At 62.2% G+C, this 20,159-nt stretch carries 17 protein-coding genes; 15 read left to right on the top strand and 2 right to left on the bottom strand.

The features are described 5' to 3' along the window. Positions 1–20: 20 nt before the first annotated feature. The 13 genes from K8B33_RS07675 (at position 21) to htpG (ending at position 16,754) form a co-directional block, all read left to right on the top strand. The gene (locus K8B33_RS07675) at positions 21–347 is read left to right on the top strand and encodes a hypothetical protein (protein WP_223425255.1); all 327 of its coding nucleotides are present in this window, start codon (positions 21–23) and stop codon (positions 345–347) included. Between the two features lie 36 nt (positions 348–383). Further along, positions 384–1,655 (top strand): tetratricopeptide repeat protein, encoded by a 1,272-nt coding sequence (locus K8B33_RS07670; RefSeq protein WP_223425253.1) that lies wholly within the window; start codon positions 384–386, stop codon positions 1,653–1,655. Between the two features lie 130 nt (positions 1,656–1,785). After that, a complete protein-coding gene (locus tag K8B33_RS07665) occupies positions 1,786–2,148 on the top strand; it encodes a hypothetical protein (protein WP_223425250.1) in 363 nt (120 codons plus the stop codon). Positions 2,149–2,482: 334 nt separating this feature from the next. Further along, positions 2,483–3,862, top strand: coding sequence for a class II fumarate hydratase (locus K8B33_RS07660; protein ID WP_223425248.1), 1,380 nt, complete (start codon positions 2,483–2,485; stop codon positions 3,860–3,862). Between the two features lie 33 nt (positions 3,863–3,895). Then, positions 3,896–5,539, top strand: coding sequence for a fatty acid--CoA ligase (locus K8B33_RS07655; RefSeq protein WP_223425246.1), 1,644 nt, complete (start codon positions 3,896–3,898; stop codon positions 5,537–5,539). Positions 5,540–5,792: 253 nt separating this feature from the next. After that, positions 5,793–7,175 carry a sensor histidine kinase gene (locus K8B33_RS16205; protein WP_223425243.1) on the top strand — a complete coding sequence of 461 codons (1,383 nt, stop codon included), beginning with the start codon at positions 5,793–5,795 and terminating at the stop codon, positions 7,173–7,175. Beyond that, complete coding sequence (locus tag K8B33_RS07645) at positions 7,144–8,049, top strand: response regulator (protein ID WP_223425241.1); 906 nt, start codon at positions 7,144–7,146, stop codon at positions 8,047–8,049. The genes K8B33_RS16205 and K8B33_RS07645 overlap by 32 nt, the downstream gene beginning before the upstream one ends. Before the next feature lie 107 nt (positions 8,050–8,156). Further along, positions 8,157–8,855, top strand: coding sequence for a M48 family metallopeptidase (locus K8B33_RS07640; RefSeq protein WP_223425239.1), 699 nt, complete (start codon positions 8,157–8,159; stop codon positions 8,853–8,855). A 67-nt stretch (positions 8,856–8,922) separates the two neighbouring features. Further along, entirely contained in the window at positions 8,923–9,663 is a 741-nt protein-coding gene (locus K8B33_RS07635; protein WP_223425237.1) for an ABC transporter ATP-binding protein, read from the top strand. 4 nt (positions 9,664–9,667) lie between these two features. Beyond that, complete coding sequence (locus tag K8B33_RS07630) at positions 9,668–12,028, top strand: ABC transporter permease (RefSeq protein WP_223425235.1); 2,361 nt, start codon at positions 9,668–9,670, stop codon at positions 12,026–12,028. Positions 12,029–12,032: 4 nt separating this feature from the next. Then, a complete protein-coding gene (locus K8B33_RS07625) occupies positions 12,033–13,232 on the top strand; it encodes an efflux RND transporter periplasmic adaptor subunit (protein WP_223425233.1) in 1,200 nt (399 codons plus the stop codon). A gap of 86 nt (positions 13,233–13,318) precedes the next feature. After that, complete coding sequence (gene gdhA / locus K8B33_RS07620; protein WP_223425231.1) at positions 13,319–14,659, top strand: NADP-specific glutamate dehydrogenase; 1,341 nt, start codon at positions 13,319–13,321, stop codon at positions 14,657–14,659. A 169-nt stretch (positions 14,660–14,828) separates the two neighbouring features. After that, entirely contained in the window at positions 14,829–16,754 is a 1,926-nt protein-coding gene (gene htpG, locus K8B33_RS07615; RefSeq protein ID WP_223425229.1) for a molecular chaperone HtpG, read from the top strand. Between the two features lie 88 nt (positions 16,755–16,842). On the opposite strand, the gene pdxH is transcribed toward htpG, so the two are convergent. Further along, positions 16,843–17,478, bottom strand: a complete 636-nt coding sequence (gene pdxH, locus K8B33_RS07610) for a pyridoxamine 5'-phosphate oxidase (protein WP_223425227.1) — start codon at positions 17,476–17,478, stop codon at positions 16,843–16,845. Positions 17,479–17,575: 97 nt separating this feature from the next. Here pdxH and K8B33_RS07605 point away from each other — a divergent pair, with 97 nt between their 5' ends. Beyond that, entirely contained in the window at positions 17,576–18,061 is a 486-nt protein-coding gene (locus K8B33_RS07605) for a hypothetical protein (RefSeq protein WP_223425225.1), read from the top strand. Between the two features lie 24 nt (positions 18,062–18,085). Here the strand turns inward: K8B33_RS07605 and K8B33_RS07600 are convergent, their stop codons facing one another. Continuing rightward, complete coding sequence (locus K8B33_RS07600; RefSeq protein ID WP_223425223.1) at positions 18,086–19,525, bottom strand: AsmA family protein; 1,440 nt, start codon at positions 19,523–19,525, stop codon at positions 18,086–18,088. A 190-nt stretch (positions 19,526–19,715) separates the two neighbouring features. On the opposite strand from K8B33_RS07600, the gene K8B33_RS07595 reads away from it, so the two are divergent. After that, positions 19,716–20,120, top strand: coding sequence for a DUF2750 domain-containing protein (locus K8B33_RS07595; protein ID WP_223425221.1), 405 nt, complete (start codon positions 19,716–19,718; stop codon positions 20,118–20,120). The last annotated feature ends 39 nt before the right edge of the window (positions 20,121–20,159 follow it).

The following is a 20,159-nucleotide window of genomic DNA, read 5'->3' as shown; positions in this document are numbered from 1 at the left end:
TGCCGGGTGAGGAGAGAAAGATGGCGCTTAGAGCATACCTGGCCGGGTTGGCGATGCTACTGCTTCTGCCGGTAGCGCCGGTTGCATTCGCCCAGGATGTCGAGATCACAATCGATATCATTGATGATCCGACAGGTTCCGCGTCTGCGATCAGCAGTCGCATCGAATTGCCGCGCAATGAAAATACTCCCGCCGGGCGGCAGGGTGGTGATGCAGCACGGCAAGCGTCCGAGCGAGCTCGGGATCGGCAGGACAATCATGGCAGATCCAGGGCAGATGAAGTCCGTGAGCAATTGAATTTGCCGGAGCCGCCCCGTCGGCCCGTTGACCCTCCGGGAAGGCCCTGATTCTTCCCTGCATTTCCTGCTGATTAGTGGAACACTATGCGTACAGTCATCTCACCAGCCTTGTTGTTGCTGGTGCTTTTCGTGGCAGGCATCTCTGACGCGATCGCTCGGGACGATGCAAATACATCCTTTCAGCAAGGTGTAGAGGCATTCCGCAATGATGACTTTCTCGGTGCCAGGGACTATTTTCTGCGTGCCAGAAATCTGGGCATGGAAAGCCCCGGTCTTTACTACAATCTCGGTGTGGCTAGTTACCGGTTGCGTGATTATGCCACGGCGGAGGATGCCTTCCTTTCCCTGCAGGATAACCAGGCCTGGCGTGGGCTTGCGTTCTATAACATTGCGTTGATTGCGGAACGGCAGGCAGATCCGCAGCGCGCGCGCGAATTCTACAGAAACGCCTGGCACACGGGAGACAGCCGTGTCAGCTATCTGGCCGAGCAAGCCCTTGATCGATTGGGTGACAAGCCGCCAGGCTATGCGGTGTTCCTCAGCCTGTCACTGGGCCACGACAGCAATGTGACGTTCTCGCCTGAACAGAGCAGTGCGGATGATGCCGATCAGTTTGCCAATGCCTACGTCAATGCCCGTTATGATCTGAACCCTGACTGGCACCTTGAAGGCAGCGCCTACGGCCGGCGCAATGCGAGCATCAATGAGTTCGATACCTCATTCTATGATGCGGCAATCCGTCGCTCGAAACGTTTCGGCGAGTGGCACGGTGCCGTGGGAGCGAAAGTAACGACGCAGTTTCTCGACGGCGAAAAGTACCAGACCGCGTACGGCAGCGATGCCTTTTTCCTGAGATCCGTTTCCGATAGCACCTTTGTTGGTGCGGGGCTGGATGTTGATCGCGTCCAGGCTGGCAGCAACTTTGAATATCTGGATGGATGGCGCGTGCGGGGGCATATGCGCTGGAGTACCCCGGTGCAGGCGGGCCGGCTTCAGAGTGCCTACCGTATTGAAGCCAACGACCGCAGCGATCTTCGCAGCGAAGATGATTTTGCCAGCTTCTCCCCGCTGCGACACCGGTTACGACTGTCTCTGCGCTACCCCATCAACCTATGGACGGTCACCTCAACGCTCGGCTATGAACACAGCCATTATCAGAGACGCTATCGCATCGGTGATGAGCGCGTGCAGCGCCTGGATGACATGTTGACGGTCAGCCTGCGAGCCGATCGGTATATCCGTACCAACTGGGTGCTGTTTGGCCAGATAGATTACACGGATAACGACAGCACTATCGCGAACAATCGTTACCAACGTCACGAATTTCAGCTCGGCCTGGAAATTCTTGTTCCGTAAGGTGCTCCGGAAAGGAACCTTTCAGGGTTCACAGTCGTGTCACAGATAACAGCATGCTGAATGACAGCGGGTTGCCGCTATGCCGGCATGGCATGAGATCCGGCATCTTTCACCATACGGAGACGTGATGATGGATATGCTCAGAAAGCTGATGATTGGCATACTGCCTTTTGGCATTGTCGCGATGCCGCTCGTGGCCAGTGCTGCAGATGAAGAGGCCACTATCGAAGTGGTTGTCGAGGCGGAAGCCGAGCCGGACATGATTGCAGAGCAACTGTCACTGCCGGAAACGGCCAGCGAAGAAGCGAAGCAGCGTTCAGCGGCTGGCCTGGAAACAGCAAACCAGGCGCGCGAAAGACGGGAAGAGACCGGCCGCGAGACGGCGCGTGGCGCCCGTGAGCGTCGCCAGCTTGGCGCCGGATTTGGTGCAGGTGGAGGCAAGCCTGACGGCACGCCGGGCGGTCCGGATAGCACGCCGCCGGCAGCACCGTAATGGAGCGCTCCTCCGACAACATATCGACGATATAGAAGCTTTCCCTTCACCGGCGTCTGGCCGGTGTTCCCCCCCAGCGGCACCTCCCATTTCCGGTGCCGCTTTTTTATTTGCGCTGCTTGTGCCTGACCCGGTTTCGCCATCACCGCTGCCAGCGGATTCTCCCCCTGCGTCCAGGTCCCATGCGCGTCCGGCGTCGACCCCGAAGCCGTAACGTTGCTGTCGTTCCGTTGCAGCCGTTCTATCTCGGTCGTTGCATCTCAGTCTTTCCATGGCAGGCCTTGAGCCCGGCCTGTGATACCGTTACAACTGTGGGTCGTCAGGGAGATATGTCATGGCTGGAACACGTACAGAAAAGGACTCCATGGGAGAAATGACCCTGCCGGCGCATGCGCTGTGGGGCGCGCAGACGCAGCGGGCGGTGGAGAATTTTCCGGTCTTTGGACCGTTGCCCGCCTCGTTTATTCATGCTGTGACACAGATCAAATGGTGTGCGGCCGAGGCCAATCGAGAGCTGGGTCTGCTGGATGAGCCGCGCGCGGCAGCTATCCGGGCGGCGGCGGACCAGGTGCTCAACGGGGATCATGACGACCAGTTCCCGGTGGATATCTTCCAGACGGGTTCAGGCACCAGCACCAACATGAACGTGAATGAAGTGCTCAGCCACCTCTGCGAAAGAGAGGGCACGCCGGTGCACCCCAATGATCACGTCAATCTGGGTCAGAGCAGTAACGATACGATCCCCACCGCCATTCACCTGTCAGCGACCATGGCGTTGACCGGTGAGCTGCTGCCCGCGATATCGGAACTGGATGACACGCTGGCACGTCGCGCCGAAGAACTGGACCAGGTCGTGAAAACCGGCCGTACTCACCTGATGGATGCCATGCCGGTGACTTTCGGCCAGGAGCTGGGGGGGTGGCGTGCCCAACTGGCTTTTGCTGGCGAAACATTGCGGCAAGCCCGTGACGGTCTGTTATTGATACCCCAGGGGGGCACCGCGGTCGGCAACGGCGTCAATACGCATCCGGATTTTGCGACAGTGTTTGCCCGGCATCTCAGTGAGCGCAGTGGCCATGCCTTCACCCCGCTGGCGAGCGCTTTTGCAGGGCAGAGTGCGATTGATCGGCCACTGGCCCTGTCCGGCGCATTGCGCGGTTATGCTGTGGTGCTGATGAAGCTGGCCAATGATCTGCGCTGGATGAATGCGGGCCCGATTGATGGCCTTTCCGAGATTCGGTTGCCCGCTGTACAGCCGGGCTCCTCCATCATGCCGGGTAAGGTCAATCCGGTTATTTGCGAATCGGCCTGCATGGTGTCCGCGCAAGTCATGGGGCTTGATCAGGCCAACACCATTGCCGCCCAGAGCGGCAACTTCCAGCTGAATGTCATGTTGCCACTGGTGGCAGCAAATCTACTCAATATGACCGGTATGCTGGCCAATGTGACGGGTATCATGGCGAGCAAGGCAGTGGCCGGCTTTACCGTCAACACCGATCGTCTTGCCGATGCGGTAGGACGGAACCCGATTCTGGTAACGGCCCTGAATCCGGTGATCGGTTATGAAAAGGCGGCGGAAATTGCCAAGCAGGCGTACCAGAGCGGGCGGCCGGTTATCGATGTGGCCGAGGAAATGACAGATCTTTCCCGCGAGGCACTGACACGTTACCTTGATCCGTCGCGCTTGACCCGCGGCGGGTTACAGGACAGTTGATTCAACTCTGACAATAAAGAAACGGAGCTTTCCATGACAGCAAAACTGATTGAACGCACGCCGTCTGCGGTTGACCAGCCTCTGGTGATCCACAGCATTCTCGAGGCAGGCGTGCGCAATGCCCCGGAACAAGAGATCGTTTATGCAGACAAGAAGCGCATGAGCTATCGCGAGTTCGGGGAGCGGATACATCGTCTGGCATCGGCGCTGAACAAGGCGGGTGTGAAACCGGGCGATACCGTTGCGGTCATGGATTGGGATAGCCACCGTTACCTGGAATGTTTTTTTGCCGTGCCGATGATGGGGGCGATCCTGCATACCATCAATGTGCGCCTGTCACCGGAACAGATCCTGTACACCATCAATCATGCCGAAGATGACGTGATTCTGGTGAACCGTGAATTCCTGCCGCTGCTGGACGCCATCAAGAATCGCATCGAAACGGTGAAAACCTTTGTGCTGCTGGACGATGGCGAAGGCCCGGAAAGCAGCAAGATCGACACGGCGGGTGAATACGAGGCGCTGCTGGCAGACGCTGACGCCAGCTTTGAATTTCCGCTGCTGGATGAAAACACCCGCGCGACAACCTTCTATACAACCGGTACCACCGGTTTGCCGAAAGGCGTTTACTTCAGCCATCGCCAGCTGGTGCTGCACACCTTTGCTGCCCGTGCAGCGCTGGGCGGCGACGGCCATGGCCGCTTCAACCAGAACGATGTCTACATGCCGATCACGCCGATGTTCCATGTACACGCCTGGGGCATCCCGTTCCTGGCGGTGCTGCTCGGCGTGAAGCAAGTCTATCCTGGCCGCTATCTGCCGGAAGTGCTGCTGAAGCTGTTGATCACGGAAAAAGTCACCTTCTCCCATTGTGTACCGACCATCATGCAGATGCTGTTGGCCAGTGAGGCGGTGAAGAAAGTCGATCTGACAAAGTGGAAGGTGATCATTGGCGGTTCGGCATTGCCGAAACCCATGGCCCGTGCCGCGCTGGATCTGGGCATTGATATCTACACCGGTTACGGCATGAGCGAAACCTGCCCCTTGCTGACATTGAGCCACATGATGCCGCACATGGCGGAATGGGATCTGGATCGCCAGGCAGAAGTGCGCAGCCGCACCGGCCGCGCCGTACCCATGGTCACCCTGCGCATTGTTGACGAAAACATGCAGGACGTTCCCCATGACGGCAAGAGCCAGGGTGAAGTGGTCGCACGCGCGCCCTGGTTGACCCAGGGCTACCTCAAGGATGAAAAGAATTCCGAACAACTGTGGCGGGGCGGTTGGCTGCACACCGGCGATATCGGTGTCATGGATGCGGACGGCTACCTGAAGATCACCGATCGCATCAAGGACGTGATCAAGACCGGCGGCGAGTGGATTTCATCACTGGATCTGGAAGGTCTGGTGCTGCAGCACAGCGGCGTGGCCGAGTGTGCGGTCATCGGCATGCCGGATGCAAAATGGGGCGAGCGCCCGCTGGCGCTGGTAGTGAAGAAGCCGGATAGCACGGCCACCGAAGACGAGATTCGCGAGCTGGTTGCCGGCTATGCCGAGAACGGCGTGATTTCGAAGTACGGCATTCCGGAAAACATCAAGTTTGTCGATGAGCTGCCACGTACCAGTGTGGGCAAACTCGACAAGAAAGCCATGCGTGCCGAACACCTTCCTGCCTGATCACTGAGTGATCCCGCACGTCCCCGCAGGCATCTGCTGCAGCGGGGACGTGTTTCTCGCGCGCATTAATGCGCTTGTCATACTCCCGCTTCATCCTTTGCTTCCCTGACCCGGTACCGGGCGCCGCGACGCTTGCCGACGGCCGATACAGCCCAGATGCGTGCCAGGTACGTGAGTGTACGGGCCGGGACAGGACCAATCATTCAGGGTGGGCCGGTCAGGGATGGACCCGCCGCAGGGGGAGACAGCGATCGTGGAGATTGCAGCAACGCGAGCACGCATCAGCGATCTGGTCATGCGCGTGCACCCGATACCGCCGAGTATGCTTATGGCGGATGTCGCAGATCTGTTTCTGGCAGACGCCTGCCGCGACCTGCTGTGCCTGCCCATCGTGCGCGATGGCGTGCCGCTGGGCACCATCTCGCGCTATGCCATCATGAAAATATTCCTGCGCCAGTTCGGCCGTGAAATATTTGGCACGCGTCCGATTGAACGCTTCATGAACAGCACGCCATTGCTGGTCAACGTGGATGCAGACGTGGAAGCGGCCAGTGCCTATGTGCGCGAGAACATGATTCTGCCGGTGACCGAAGACTTCATTATTGTCGAGCAGGGCATGTACCGTGGCATGGGGATGGTGACGTCACTGCTGGCATTGATGGAGCAGCGTGTCGCCCAGCGCGGTCACGCACTGGTGCAGGCCAATCAGCGTATCAAGGCCTCGCAGGCACACCTGGTGCAGTCAGAAAAAATGGCATCGCTGGGGCAAATGGTGGCCGGTGTGGCCCACGAGATCAACACACCACTGGGCTATGTGCGCAGTAATGTGGAACTGGCCCGGGACTTTGTTGGCCAGACCAGCAGCGCGTTGGTCGCCGCCAGCAATCTGATCCGTTCGTTGCTCGATGACCGCGCCACCGATGACGAAATCGGCGCGCACCTGGCCACCGCTGCCAGCGCGACGGAATCCGTGGCGGAAACCGGCATTCTTGAAGACATCGCCCCGTTATTCGACGACACGCTGCATGGTATCGAGCAGATCAGTGAGCTGGTGGTCAATCTGCGCAACTTCAGCCGACTTGACCGCGCCCGCGTGGACCGGATCAATCTGAACGAAGCACTGGAGAGTGCGCTGACCATCGGCCGCAACCTGATCAAGCACAAGGCCGATGTGATCAGTGATTATGGCGAGTTGCCGCCGGTGGAATGTGCGGCGTCGCAGATCAATCAGGTGTTCCTCAATATTCTCACCAATGCAGCGCAGGCCATCAGTGATTATGGCCAGATTGTCATCACCACGCGCCCGCCCGACGCCATGAGTGATGGGCCGGTAGAAATCCGGATTCGTGACAACGGCTGTGGCATGCCCGAGACAGTGCGCGCGCGGATCTTCGACCCGTTCTTTACCACCAAGCCGGTGGGCGAGGGCACTGGCCTGGGGCTGTCCATCTGCTACCAGATCATAGAACAGCATCATGGCAGCATTGATGTCAGCTCCGTGCCGGGTGAGGGCACCGAATTCGTTATCCGTCTGCCGGTGCATCAGCGCGCTGGCGTGACAGAACCTACCGCCGAATCCGACACCGCTGTATCGGGAGCCAGGCATGAACAGCAAGCCAATACTGCTATTTGTTGATGATGAAGAGCGCATTCTGCGGACGCTGGTGATGGCGTTCCGCAGCCGCTACCGGGTGCTGTCGGCAAGCAGTGGCGAACAGGCACTCGCGCTGCTGCGCGAACATCCGGTGGATGTGGTGATCAGTGACCAGAGAATGCCGCACATGACCGGTGTCGAAGTGCTGCGCCAGGCCCGGGAGATTGCCCCCCGAGCCATGCGCATCCTGCTGACCGGCTATGCCGAGCTGGCGAGCATCGTCGGCTCTATCAATGAAGGCGAAATTTTTCGCTACGTGCAAAAGCCCTGGCGCCTGGACGAACTGCGCGACACGATTGCCGAAGCCGTCGATATCGCCAGAGTGGCGCCGGACACTACCGCTGCACCGGCAACGGCGCCGGCCACCGGCGGCATCATGGTGCTGGATGGTGACCCGGCGCTCCACCAGCTGATTCGCCAGGCGCACCCCGATCTGCATGTGGAACTGGCCGACAACCTGGATCTGGCCCTGACGCGCATGGCGCAACAGGCCCCCGCGGTGCTGGTCACGGATCTGCAATTGCCCGAGGGCGACATTTCCGATGCGCTGCGTCTGCTCAAGGCGAGCCAGCCCGAGCTGGTGACGTTGGTCGTCACGGCGTTTCGTGACACCGGTCATCTGATCCGGTTGATCAATCAGGCGCAGGTGTACCGCGTGCTGCCCCGCCCGGTAAGCCGGAACATGTTGCTGCGCAGTGTGGAAAGCGCGTTGCGGCACCACCAGCTGCTGCAGAATCGGCCGGCCCTGATGCGCCGCCACACCGTAGAGGCAACGCCGGTGGCGGCGGACAATGACGTGGGCCGCCGGGTGCGTGGCTACCTGGATCGTTTGCGGGGACGTACTACACCTGCCTGAGCGGTTCACTTGTCTGTCCCCTTTCTGTCCCTTTTCTGTCCAAGGAACAGCGCCCATGGCACACTGAGCGGCCGTTTATGTGTCGTTCAGTCCGGGGCTTTTTTGTCATGGCAGATCTGCCTTACACCCTCATTCGCAGTCGGCGCCGCTCGCTGGAGTTGCGTGTGCTGGCCGATCAGCGCCTGGAAGTGCGGGCGCCGGAGCGCGCCAGTGAACGGGACATCCGCGCGTTCGTCGAGAGCCGCCGGGGCTGGATTGAGCGCACATTGGCGCGCATGGCCGAGCGGCCCGCGCCGCTGGTGCTGGCGCTGGAACAGGGTGCGCGCCATCCCCTGCTGGGCCAGCCGATACAGCTGGCCATCAGGCCCGGGCCCCGGCGCGCGCCGGAACTCCGGCAGGACCAACTGCACATCCAGATCCCGGATGCCGCACCAGCAAGGGTGGCGACGGTGCTGGACAGCTGGTACCGCGAGCAGGCGCGCACCCATTTCAATGCAGAAATCGATCGCCAGTTTCCCTTTTTTGCAGACCGGGGCCACGCCCGCCCCCTGTTACGCATCAAGCGCATGAAAAGCCGCTGGGGCTCCCTGTCCTCGCGCGGCTATATCAATCTCAATCTGGCCCTGATCCAATTGCCCCGTTCCTGCCTGGAATACGTGGTGGCCCATGAACTCTGCCATCTGGAACACATGGACCACGGCCCTGGCTTTCACCGGCTGATGGATCAGCGCCTGCCGGACTGGCGGGCGCGCAAGGCGCTGCTTAACCGGCTGCCGCTGATTACCCATGCTGATGATCCATCCTGATTAAACTTGATCTGGCGCAACGCGCAGGGATGTACCCTGATGCAGGGTAAAGGCCGGGAGAGTAGCGATGGTTGGCACGGTGGACAGGGCAGCAGATCCCGACAAGACAGTGGTTTTTCGCACCCGGGGGGTCACCCGGGTGTTTGGCGATGGCCCGGCAAAGGTCCAGGCCCTGCGCGGCGTGGACATGGACCTGTATGCCGGCGAATTCGTGGTGTTGCTGGGCGCCTCCGGCAGTGGCAAGTCGACCCTGCTGAATATTCTCGGCGGGCTCGATACGGCCACCGAGGGCGAGGTCTGGTACCGCGACCAGAATCTCAGCCAGGCCAACGAGCGGGCACTGACCCGTTTTCGACGCCACCATGTCGGCTTCGTCTTCCAGTTCTACAACCTGATCCCCAGCCTGACCGCGCGCGAAAATGTGGCCATCGTCACCGAGATCGCCGACGCGCCCATGACCCCGGAAGAGGCGCTGGACCTGGTGGGCCTGACACCGCGCATGGATCATTTTCCCTCCCAGCTTTCCGGTGGCGAACAGCAGCGCGTGGCCATTGCCCGGGCCATCGCCAAGAACCCGGCCGTGTTGCTGTGCGACGAGCCCACGGGCGCGCTGGATTCAAAGACCGGCATTCGTGTGCTGGAGGTGTTGCAGGACATCAACCAACGCCTGGGCACCACCACGGCGGTGATTACCCACAATGCGGTGATTGCCGACATGGCGGACCGCATGATCCGGCTCACCGATGGCCGCGTCAGCGAGGTGCACGAGAATACCCGCCGACTCAGCCCCGCCGAGCTGCACTGGTAGCCCCGTGCGCACCCTGCATATCAAGCTGCGCCGGAACCTGTGGACGCTGCGCGAGCAGGGGCTGGCGATTGCCCTGGTGATTGCCGCCGGGGTGGCCACCTTTGTCATGTCGCTGGCAACCCTGGATTCCCTGCGGCTGACCCAGCAGAGCGTTTATGCCAGCCAGCATTTCGCCAGCGTCTTTGCCGAGCTCAAGCGCGCGCCGGAGGTGACGGCGGACCGGTTGGCAGAGATCCCTGGCGTGGCCCAGGTGGCCACCCGGGTGCAGGCGCCGGTCACGGTGCGCGTGGCGGACTTTCCCGATCCGGTGACCGGGCTGATGATCTCGGTGCCGGATGGCCGCCAACCGGCGCTGAATCGCCTGTTCCTGCGCGCCGGGCAATGGCCGGAGGCTGGCCGCGATGATGAGGTGCTGCTGGCCGAGGCCTTTGCCGACGCCCACGGTCTGGTGGTGGGGGATCGCCTCGCGGTGGTCATCAATGGCCGCTACCAGCGGCTGCGTATCAGCGGCATCGCCCTGTCGCCGGAATACATCTACCAGATTCGCCCCGGCGAGCTGTTTCCGGATTTCGAACGCTTCGCCGTCATGTGGATGAATCGCAGCGCGCTTGGCGCGGCCTTCGGCATGGAGGGCGCCTTCAACAGTGTGGTGCTCAGCCTGGCCCCGGGGCAGGGCACCGCGAGTGTTATCGAGCAGGTGGATGCCTTGCTGGCGCCCTGGGGCGGGCTTGGCGCCCATGATCGCGAAGACCAGATTTCGCACCGTTATCTTGAGGACGAGCTGCAACAGTTGTCCGCCATGGCCCGCTTCATTCCGCTGGTGCTGATCGGCGTCGCCGCCTTTCTGCTCAATGTGGTGGCGGCGCGGCTGATCCGCACCCAGCGCGAGCAGATTGCCGTGCTCAAGGCGTTCGGCTACGACAGCCGCACCGTGGCGCTGCACTACCTGATGCTGGTGATGGTGGTCGTGTTGCTGGGCAGTGTGGCCGGTGTGCTGCTGGGCGTCTGGCTGGCCTCGGGCCTGGCCAGTCTGTATCAGGATTTCTTTCGCTTCCCGTGGCTGGAATTCCGGCTGCGGCCGTCGGTGGCGGTGGCCGCTGTGCTGATTGCCGGGGGCGCTACCGTGCTGGGGACGTTCAGTGCCGTGCGCGCCGCATTGAAGCTGCCGCCGGCGGAGGCCATGCGCCCGGCGCCACCGGCGCGCTATCGGCGCACCGTGATCGAAAGGCTTGGCCTGCAGCGGTTGTCGCAACCCAGCCGCATGATTCTGCGCAATCTGGAACGGCAGCCGGTCAAGGCCGGGCTGTCCATGCTGGGTATCGCCTTTGCGGTGTCGATCCTGATGCTGACCGGTTTTTCCCGGGGCGCCATCAACCACATGGTGGATGTGCAGTACCGCCTGGCGCAGAAACAGGACGTGACCGTGATCTTCAACGAGCCGGTGTCCTGGCGTGCCGTGCATGAGCTGCGCAGCCTGCCCGGCGTGCAGCATGCCGAAGCGTTTCGCGTGGTGCCGGGCATCCTGCGCAACGGCCACCGCAGCTATCGCGGCGCCGTGCACGGCTATCGGGCGGACAGCGCGCTGTTTCATGTCCTGGATCGTGACCTGCAACCCCTGGTTTTGCCGGAGGAAGGCGCGGTCATCACCGATCATCTGGCGCGGCTGCTGGATATCCGCCCGGGCGACACCCTGTATGTGTCCGTGCAGGAAGGCCGTCGCCCGACCCTCGCCATTCCGGTGGCCGGGCTGGTGACCGAGTACATCGGGGTGGGGGTCTATATGCAGCAGCCTGCGCTGGAGCGTTTGTTGCGCGAAGGCGGCTCTGCCAGTGGCGCCTTTCTGGCCGTGGACCCCACGTACCTGGCGGCGCTGCAGCAGGCGCTGGAAGACCGGCCCACCGTGGCGGCCATCAGTCTGCGGGAAACGCTGATCCGCGCCTTTCGCGATCTGATGGAAGACAACATCCTGCTGTTCACGCTGTTCAGCCTGTTCCTGGCGGGGACCATTGCCTTTGCCGTGGTCTACAACAATGCGCGCATCGCCTTTGCCGAGCGCAACCGGGAACTGGCGAGCCTGCGCGTGCTCGGTTTCACGCGCGCGGAAATTACCTTCATTCTGCTTGGCGAACTGGTGCTGCTGACCCTGCTTGCCCTGCCGTTGGGCTTTGCCCTGGGCGCGGGCCTGTGTGCCCTGATGACCATCGCCATGCAGACGGACCTGTACCGCATCCCGCTGGTGCTGACCCCGGCCACCTACGCCTGGGCCGCCGCCGTGGTGCTGGGCGCCACCCTGTTATCGTCACTGATGATCGGCCGGCTGTTGCGCCGCCTGGATATGGTGACGGCATTGAAAGGCATGGAGTGACACGATGAAAAAAATCAACAAGAGCACCCGTCGCACGCTGCTGCTGGCAGCACTGGCTGTGGCGATTGTCGCCGGCCTGCTGCTCGGCTTCCGGGAGCCACCGGCGCTGGTGGATACCGCCGAGGCGCACTGCGATACGTTCCGGGTCACGGTGGAAGAGGAGGGGCGCACCCGGCTGGCGGATCGCTATGAGGTGTCCGCGCCGGTCAGTGGCCACCTGAGTCGCGTGCGGCTGGAGCCGGGCGACACGGTGCAGCGTGGCGACCCCTTGTTCCTCGTGCAGCCGCTGTATTCCGCGCCGCTGGATGCGCGCAGCCGCGCCCAGGCGGAGGCCAGCCTGGGCCGGGCCGAAGCCATGCTGGCGGTGACCCGCAGCCATGTGGAGGCAGAAGAGGCGCGCGCCGAACTGGCCCGCAAGGAACTCGAGCGCGTGCGTCCCCTGGCCCGCGCCGGGCACCTGTCCGCCGAGGTGCTGGATCGCGCGGAAACCGAAGTCCGCCGAGCGGACGCCGCGCTGCGCTCCACCCGCTTTGCCGTCGATGTGGCGCGCCATGAACGGGACAATGCCCGTGCCACCCTGGCGGTCAGTGGCGGTGCCGACGACGTCGCGCCCCTGACCGTACGCGCGCCCCTGGATGCGACGGTGCTGCGGCGCCCGCGACAGAGCGAAGGCGCGGTCCAGGCGGGCGAACCGGTCATGGTGCTGGGTGATCTGAACAGCCTGGAAGTGGAAGTCGATGTGCTGTCCCGCGATGCCGTGCGCATCCGCCCGGGCATGCCGGTGCTGCTGACGCGCTGGGGCGGCGACGGTGAACTCGCGGGCACCGTTCGGCGTGTGGAGCCCGCCGGTTTCACCCGGGTGTCCGCGCTGGGCGTCGAAGAGCAACGCGTCTGGGTGCTGGTGGATATCGACCTCGACCATGCGCTGTCCGCCGGCCTGGGGGACGGCTACCGGGTGGAGGCGGCATTTCTGCTGCGCCACAGCGACGACGTGCTGCAGATTCCGGTCAGCGCGGTGTTCCGCGATGACACCGGCTGGGCGACCTATGTGGCCGATAACGGCCGTGCGCGCCTGCGTCGCCTGGACATCGGTGAGCGCAGCGGCCTGCGTGCCGAAGTGACGGCGGGCCTGGACGCGGGGGAGCGCGTCATTCTGCATCCCGGGCAGGATATTCACGAGGGGCGCCGTCTTCGCACGCGCTGAGTTTGCCTTGCCCCGCAGCAGGTGAAACCGCCATCATGCCCTCATATTTTTCTGACACCGCATACCTCACAGGATAGACGCGCACCATGCAGACTCTTCACGATTTTCTGGATCGCCTGACCCACAGAGATCCCCACGAGAAGGAATTTCATCAGGCCGTGGGCACCGTCTTCACCAGCCTGTGGCCCTATATCGAACAGCACGATGTGTATGTGAAGCAGGCGCTGCTGGAACGCATGACCGAGCCCGAGCGGGTCATCATGTTCCGCGTGCCCTGGACCGACGACAAGGGCCAGGTCCACGTCAACCGGGGCTATCGCGTGCAGATGAACAGCGCCATCGGCCCTTACAAGGGCGGCCTGCGTTTCCACCCCAGCGTCAATCTGGGCGTGCTCAAGTTTCTCGCCTTTGAGCAGACCTTCAAGAATGCCCTGACCACCCTGCCTATGGGCGGCGGCAAGGGCGGCGCCGATTTCAACCCGCGCGGCCGCAGCGATGACGAAGTAATGCGTTTCTGCCAGTCGTTCATGAACGAACTCTATCGCCACATCGGCCCCGATCTGGATGTCCCGGCGGGCGATATCGGCGTTGGCGCCCGCGAGGTCGGCTACCTGTTCGGTCAGTACAAGCGCCTGAAGAACGAATTCACCGGCGTCTTTACCGGCAAGGGCTACAGCTGGGGTGGCAGCCTGCTGCGCCCGGAAGCCACCGGCTACGGCCTGGTCTACTTTCTGGAAGAAATGCTGCGCGCCCGCGCCTGTGGCACCGAAGGCCAGCGCATTGCCATCTCCGGTTCCGGCAATGTTGCCCAGTTTGCGGCGAAGATCCTCATCGTCCAGGGCGCCAAAGTGGTCACCCTGTCCGACTCCGGCGGCACGGTGCATAACCCTGACGGCTTCACCCGCGAGCAGTGGGACTACCTCAGCGACCTGAAGAACAACCGCCGCGGCCGTATCACTGAACTCGCCGAGGAATACTCTCTCGATTACGCCGAAGGCAAGACGCCCTGGCACTTCCCCTGCGATATCGCTTTGCCGTGTGCCACCCAGAACGAACTCGATGAAAAGGCTGCCCACACCCTGATCAACAACGGCTGCTTCGCCGTGGCCGAAGGCTCGAATATGGGCTGTACGCCGCAGGCAGTAAAAACCTTCCGCGACGCGAAAATCCTCTACGCGCCCAGCAAGGCCGCCAACGCCGGCGGCGTCTCCGTGTCCGGCCTGGAAATGAGCCAGAACGCCCTGCGCATTCACTGGAGCGAGGGCGAAGTCGATGAAAAGCTGCACAGCATCATGCGCGCCATCCACACCAACTGCTGCCAGCACGGCCGCGATGGTGACAGTGGCCACATCGACTATGTCCGCGGCGCCAACGTCGCCGGCTTCCTGAAAGTGGCCGACGCCATGCTGGCTCAGGGCGTGGTGTAACAGGCTGCCGAACGCTGAATCTCGCTCCGGCGTTGAGCCGGGGTGACCCACTCCGAGTCACCGCGCTCTTGAATTTTCACACCTGACCCCCAACCTCTGACCCCATAACGCGCCCCTGTACCGGGGCCGAAACCGTTTCTGCAAGACCCCGTAACAGAGGAAGCCCGACATGTCCCAGGCCGCCCAGACGACCGAAAAGCGCGAATTCCAGACCGAAGTCAAACAGCTCCTGCACCTGATGGTGCACTCGCTCTACAGCAACAAGGAAATCTTCCTGCGCGAGCTGATCTCCAATGCCTCGGATGCCGCCGACAAGCTGGCATTTGTGGCCCTGCAGAACAACGACCTGTACGAAGGTGACGGCGACTTGCGCATCACCATCAGCGCCGACAAGGACGCCGGCACCCTGACGATCCGTGATAACGGCGTGGGCATGAACCGCGATGACGTCGTCGCCAATCTGGGCACCATCGCCCGCTCCGGCACCGCAGAGTTTCTCAAGGAAATGAGCGGTGACCAGAAAAAGGATTCCCGCCTGATCGGCCAGTTCGGTGTGGGTTTCTACAGTGCCTTCATTGTTGCCGACCGCGTTGAAGTGCTGACCCGCAAGGCAGGCACCGCCGCCGAAGAGGGCGTCTACTGGGCGAGCGAGGGCACCGGCGAGTTCGAGCTGGGCCAGGTACAACGGCCGGAGCGCGGTACCGAGATCATCCTGCACCTGCGTGACGAGGAAAAAGAGTTCCTTGATCCCTGGCGGCTGAAATCCCTGGTGCGCAAATACTCGGATCATATTTCCGTGCCGGTGATGATGGCCGCAGAAAAGCCCGCCTCCGATGATACCGACGAAGACACCAGCGACAAGAGTGAAACGCCGGCACTGGAGCAGATCAACAGCGCCACCGCCCTCTGGACGCGCAACAAATCCGACGTCTCCGACGAGGAATATCAGGACTTCTATCGGCATGTCTCCCACGATTATGGTGATGCGCTGACCTGGAGCCACAACCGGGTAGAAGGCAAGCTGGATTACACCTCACTGATCTATGTGCCGGAAAAGCCGCCGTTCGATCTGTATCAGCGGGAAGCGCCCCGCGGTCTGAAGCTGTATGTGCAGCGCGTCTTCATCATGGACGATGCCGAGCAGTTCCTGCCGTTGTACCTGCGCTTTATCAAAGGCGTTATCGACACCAATGATCTGTCCCTGAACGTCTCCCGGGAAATTCTTCAGAACGACCGCACAGTGGCGTCGCTGAAGCAGGCACTGACCAAGCGCGCGCTGAGCATGCTGGAAAAGCTGGCTGACAACGATGCGGAAAAGTACCAGACGTTCTGGGATGCCTTCGGCAGCGTATTGAAGGAAGGCCCGGCGGAGGATCACGGGAATCGGGAAATCGTGGCGAAGCTGCTGCGTTTTGCCAGTACGCAGAGCGGCGAAGCCGCGCAAACAGTGGGCTTTGCTGACTATATCGCGCGCATGAAAGAAGGCCAGAAAGCCATCTACTATGTGGTGGCCGATGGCCATCAGAACGCCGCGGGCAGCCCGCATCTCGAGGTGTTCCGCAAGAAAGGCATTGAAGTGCTGCTGTTGTCGGATCGCATAGATGAGTGGCTGATGAGCCACCTGAACGAGTTCGATGGCACGCCGTTGCAGGATATTGCCCGTGGCCAGCTGGATCTGGGCGACCTGGAAGATGCAGAAGAAAAGCAGCAGCAGGAAGAAGCTGACAAGACCTACAGCGATCTCACGGCGCAGATTGCCACCATCCTGAAAGCGGATGTGGCCAGCGTGCGGACCACGCATCGGTTGACGGATTCACCGGCGTGTCTGGTGGTTGCCGAGCATGATATGGGTGCGCAGATGCGCCGGTTGCTCGAGGCCGCCGGGCAACCGGTGCCGGACAGCAAACCGGTGCTCGAGATCAATCCGCAGCATCCGCTGGTGCAGCGGTTGCACCAGGGCGGCAGTGATGCCCACACGGAAGATCTGGTGTCGGTGATCTATGAACAGGCACGTCTGGCTGGCGGCGACAGCCTGCAGGATGCGGCGGGGTATGTCCGCCGTATCAACAAGCTGCTGCTGGAACTGCGTGCCTGAGTTGCGCGCTGGGTTGCGTGCTTGGGTTGCCGCCGGGAAAGCCTGCCGTGGCACAGGCAGATTGTTCACATCTGTGCCACGGTGTTGATCAGGGTTGCAGGCGGTGGACCACCCAGTGGTTGTCGCTGCGCTGGTAGGCCAGCCGGTCATGCAGGCGATTCGGGCGACCCTGCCAGAACTCGATGCGTTCCGGCATCAGCCGGAAGCCGCCCCAAAAGGGCGGCAGCGGTATCGGGCCATCGCCAAAGCGTGCACTGACGTCTGCCAGTTGCTGCTCCAGCGTGTCGCGGGAGTCGATTTCGGCACTCTGCCGTGACGCCCAGGCGCTCAGCTGGCTGCCCCGGGGACGGCTGCTGAAGTAGGCGGCGGATTCTGCCTCCGACACCTGCTGGACCCGACCCTCGACGATGACCTGACGATTGAGCTCGCGCCAGTGAAACAGCATGGTGGCTTGCGGGTGCGCCTGCAGTGCGCGGCCCTTGTTGCTGTCGTAGTTGGTGAAAAACACAAAGCCGCCGTTGCTGACGTCCTTGAGCAGCACGGTGCGCAAGCCGGGCTGGCCATCGGGGCCAACGCTGGCCAGGGCCAGGGCGTTCGCGTCCGCCACACCGGCAGAGTGTGCTTCGTCGAACCAGGTTTCAAATTGCACCAGCGGGTCGGCATGCAGATCCGACCGCCGCAGGCCGCTGCTCTCGTAGTCCCGCCGCATATCACTGATTTTCATAGGCTGATCTTCGCTGGCTGGTGTGCGCTGAACATGCTGTCACGCTTATACTCGAACAGAGTACGCGAAAAGCACGACAAACTGCAGGGAGCGAAGCATGAAGACACTGACACGAATCAATATGCGGGCATTTACGCCCGGTGTAATGCTGGGCATGACGCTGGGCTTGTTGGCGGCATGCGGCGAACCACAGCCTCCGCAGCCTGTGGCGGAGGTCCCCGAAGCATCTTCGGGCCCCTGGGTTGCCGCGCGGGAGCGGGGTGTGGCCTTCCGCGCCATCGGCCAGGAGCCCGGCTGGTATCTGGATATCTATCCCGAAGAGCGCCTGCATCTGGTGCTGGCTTATGGCGAGCGGGAGGTCATTGCACCAGAGCCCGGGGGTGAAGAAACCCGCATCGGCGATGTGTCGGTGGTGACCTACGAGACGGAGGCGACGGAAACCGGCGTTGGCACGGCTGCCCTGAACATCGAAGCGCGACAAACGCCCTGTCAGGACATCATGTCCGGGGAAGCGTTCGATTATCAGGTTGCCGTGCAGTGGGGCGAGGAGCGCTTCGAAGGCTGTGGCCGCGCGCTGCGGTGATGGGTCCGGGTCTGTTTTTTCGGGTCAGTCGTCTGCCGGGGGCGACACTTCGCCGTTGTAGAAGCTGTCGCAATCCTCACGTTTGATGGACAGAGCGTCCAACCCCCGTTGCAGCAATGCCAGTGGTGCGCCTAACAGTGCATCGACGATGGCGGGCTCATCGATATCAGGTGCATCAAAGCTGCCACGGATGCGCTGTTGTATTACCGCACAGCCATCCTGGTTGATGACAGCAACAGCCGCGTCCTGAATGCTGCGAGCGGACAAATCCAGATCAGCCCTGAGCGCAATGCGATTGCGCTCGGTGGCCATGGCCACATCCCGGGCGTGGGCAACGCCGTCTTCTACCGTCCAGTCGGAGAGCAAGTGCGTAATGCGGGTGTCGCCATCAGCGCGATCCAGCAAACGAGCAAACTCGGAACCCTTGGTTGCCGCGAGCCCGATCGGGCCGGCGAAGATGAACGCGCCAGCGTCCACCAGACTGAAGCGCTGGGTGCGCTGGAACCGGGCAAGCTCCTGGTCCAGATCCATACCGTGTAACACCATATCCCGCCCGCTGAGGCGAATGGCGCCATCAAGATGCCGCAGTATGGCATCCGTCTCATTGCCCTGGCTGGTGAGTGACAGGGTGAGTGCGGCACTGCCGGTGGCACCATCGCCGGGCAGCCATGCCTCCGGCAGGGCGGCGGCCTGCAGGGCATCAAACTGCAACGCCAGTGCCCAGCTTGCCGGGCTGCTGCTGAAGTCCATATCGGCTTCGGCGGTGCCCGCGCTGTCGAGGAAGGACATCTGCCAGTCGCTGCTGCGCAGCGCACCGTCGCGCACGGACAGGCCCAGTGAAATATCTGCCAGCGCCAGCGTGTTGTAATGCAGCGTCTCGGCGCGGGCCTCGGCGGACAGATTGAGGCGCGACAGTGGATGGTCGCCGTCCCTGGCCCGGCGCCAGCGCAATGCGGGCAGGGACAGATACAGCGCCGTTACCGATGCACGTTGATCACGCGCCTGGTCATGCCAGTGCAGGGTGCCCTGGCGAATGTGCAAATCGAAAACCGCGGCAGTCTGTGCCGGGGTGGCATCGTCGTCCCGGGGATCAATATTCAGCACGCCGTTTTCATCGCGCACCAGATTCAGTACCGGGGTATCCAGGTAAACAGAGGCGGGAACGAATTGCCCGCGCAGCAGCGGAAGCCAGCGCAGGCTGATGCGTCCTGCCGCCAGGCTGCCATCATCCAGTGACACATCATTGATGCGCAGCGCCGGTCTCGGCCAGAGCCGCACCTGCGCGTCGCCGTCGATGGTCACCGGCACACCCAGGCGGTCGCTTGCCAGATCGGCCAGGCTGCTGCGCAGATGCACTGTCGGCCAGAACAGGGTCAGCGCGGTGGCCAGCAACAATACGGCAACCAGCAAGGCGCACAGCAGGAGCGCTGTGATGCGGAACGGGTGGCGGCTGGCTGGTGGCATGGCGGGGGCCCTTTGGTTTGCGCGCCTGATGGCGCTGTGTGATCTGTCGGCAGTGTACCAGCGCGGTACGGACAGCGTCAGCCGTGCCCCGGGCGCTGTCGCCGGCGTCCCGGCGACCGGATTCACTGTATGGAGACCCCGGGTTTGTGTCATGCTGGTCGGCCCTCTGAGTAAGCCGGGAGGCTGCCCAATGACGTATTCCCTTGATTCCACCCAACTGCGCAAAGCGATGTCGCTGCCTGCAGATGAACGTTACGACTACTTTGTAAAACAGGCAGTCACGCACAATGAAATCTGGAGCCTGGCTCAGGGTGATGACTGGGTGGCGCTGCGCGCGGAAGATGAAGAGTGCCTGCCGGTCTGGCCGCATCCTGATATGGCGGCGGCCTGGGCCGGAGATGACTGGGCGGGGTACAGCCCCGCGGTCATTCATCTGGATGTATGGCTGGAGCGTTGGCTGCCCGGGATGACGGATGACGAAACGTCGGTTGCCATCATGCCGGGGGATGACGACGAAAGCGTGGTCGTGTCACCGGGTGAGCTGCAGCAATCGCTGGTCGCGGCAATGCTGGAGATCAAACCGAAAAAAGGCTGACAGCACTTTTATGAAAACCAGCCGTTAGCAAAATGACTG

The organism is Alcanivorax limicola (assembly GCF_019931215.1).
GTDB lineage: Bacteria > Pseudomonadota > Gammaproteobacteria > Pseudomonadales > Alcanivoracaceae > Isoalcanivorax > Isoalcanivorax limicola.
Note: the sequence above shows the minus strand (reverse complement) of the source record. Positions and strands in the feature narration are given on the sequence as shown.

What these genes read in the sequence shown, in the direction of transcription:
- K8B33_RS07675 (WP_223425255.1), top strand. Translation starts at nt 21, where the DNA reads ATGGCGCTTAGAGCATACCTGGCCGGGTTGGCGATGCTACTGCTTCTG.
- K8B33_RS07670 (WP_223425253.1), top strand. Translation starts at nt 384, where the DNA reads ATGCGTACAGTCATCTCACCAGCCTTGTTGTTGCTGGTGCTTTTCGTG.
- K8B33_RS07665 (WP_223425250.1), top strand. Translation starts at nt 1,786, where the DNA reads ATGGATATGCTCAGAAAGCTGATGATTGGCATACTGCCTTTTGGCATT.
- K8B33_RS07660 (WP_223425248.1), top strand. Translation starts at nt 2,483, where the DNA reads ATGGCTGGAACACGTACAGAAAAGGACTCCATGGGAGAAATGACCCTG.
- K8B33_RS07655 (WP_223425246.1), top strand. Translation starts at nt 3,896, where the DNA reads ATGACAGCAAAACTGATTGAACGCACGCCGTCTGCGGTTGACCAGCCT.
- K8B33_RS07645 (WP_223425241.1), top strand. Translation starts at nt 7,144, where the DNA reads ATGAACAGCAAGCCAATACTGCTATTTGTTGATGATGAAGAGCGCATT.
- K8B33_RS07640 (WP_223425239.1), top strand. Translation starts at nt 8,157, where the DNA reads ATGGCAGATCTGCCTTACACCCTCATTCGCAGTCGGCGCCGCTCGCTG.
- K8B33_RS07635 (WP_223425237.1), top strand. Translation starts at nt 8,923, where the DNA reads ATGGTTGGCACGGTGGACAGGGCAGCAGATCCCGACAAGACAGTGGTT.
- K8B33_RS07625 (WP_223425233.1), top strand. Translation starts at nt 12,033, where the DNA reads ATGAAAAAAATCAACAAGAGCACCCGTCGCACGCTGCTGCTGGCAGCA.
- gdhA (WP_223425231.1), top strand. Translation starts at nt 13,319, where the DNA reads ATGCAGACTCTTCACGATTTTCTGGATCGCCTGACCCACAGAGATCCC.
- htpG (WP_223425229.1), top strand. Translation starts at nt 14,829, where the DNA reads ATGTCCCAGGCCGCCCAGACGACCGAAAAGCGCGAATTCCAGACCGAA.
- pdxH (WP_223425227.1), bottom strand. Translation starts at nt 17,478, where the DNA reads ATGAAAATCAGTGATATGCGGCGGGACTACGAGAGCAGCGGCCTGCGG.
- K8B33_RS07605 (WP_223425225.1), top strand. Translation starts at nt 17,576, where the DNA reads ATGAAGACACTGACACGAATCAATATGCGGGCATTTACGCCCGGTGTA.
- K8B33_RS07600 (WP_223425223.1), bottom strand. Translation starts at nt 19,525, where the DNA reads ATGCCACCAGCCAGCCGCCACCCGTTCCGCATCACAGCGCTCCTGCTG.
- K8B33_RS07595 (WP_223425221.1), top strand. Translation starts at nt 19,716, where the DNA reads ATGACGTATTCCCTTGATTCCACCCAACTGCGCAAAGCGATGTCGCTG.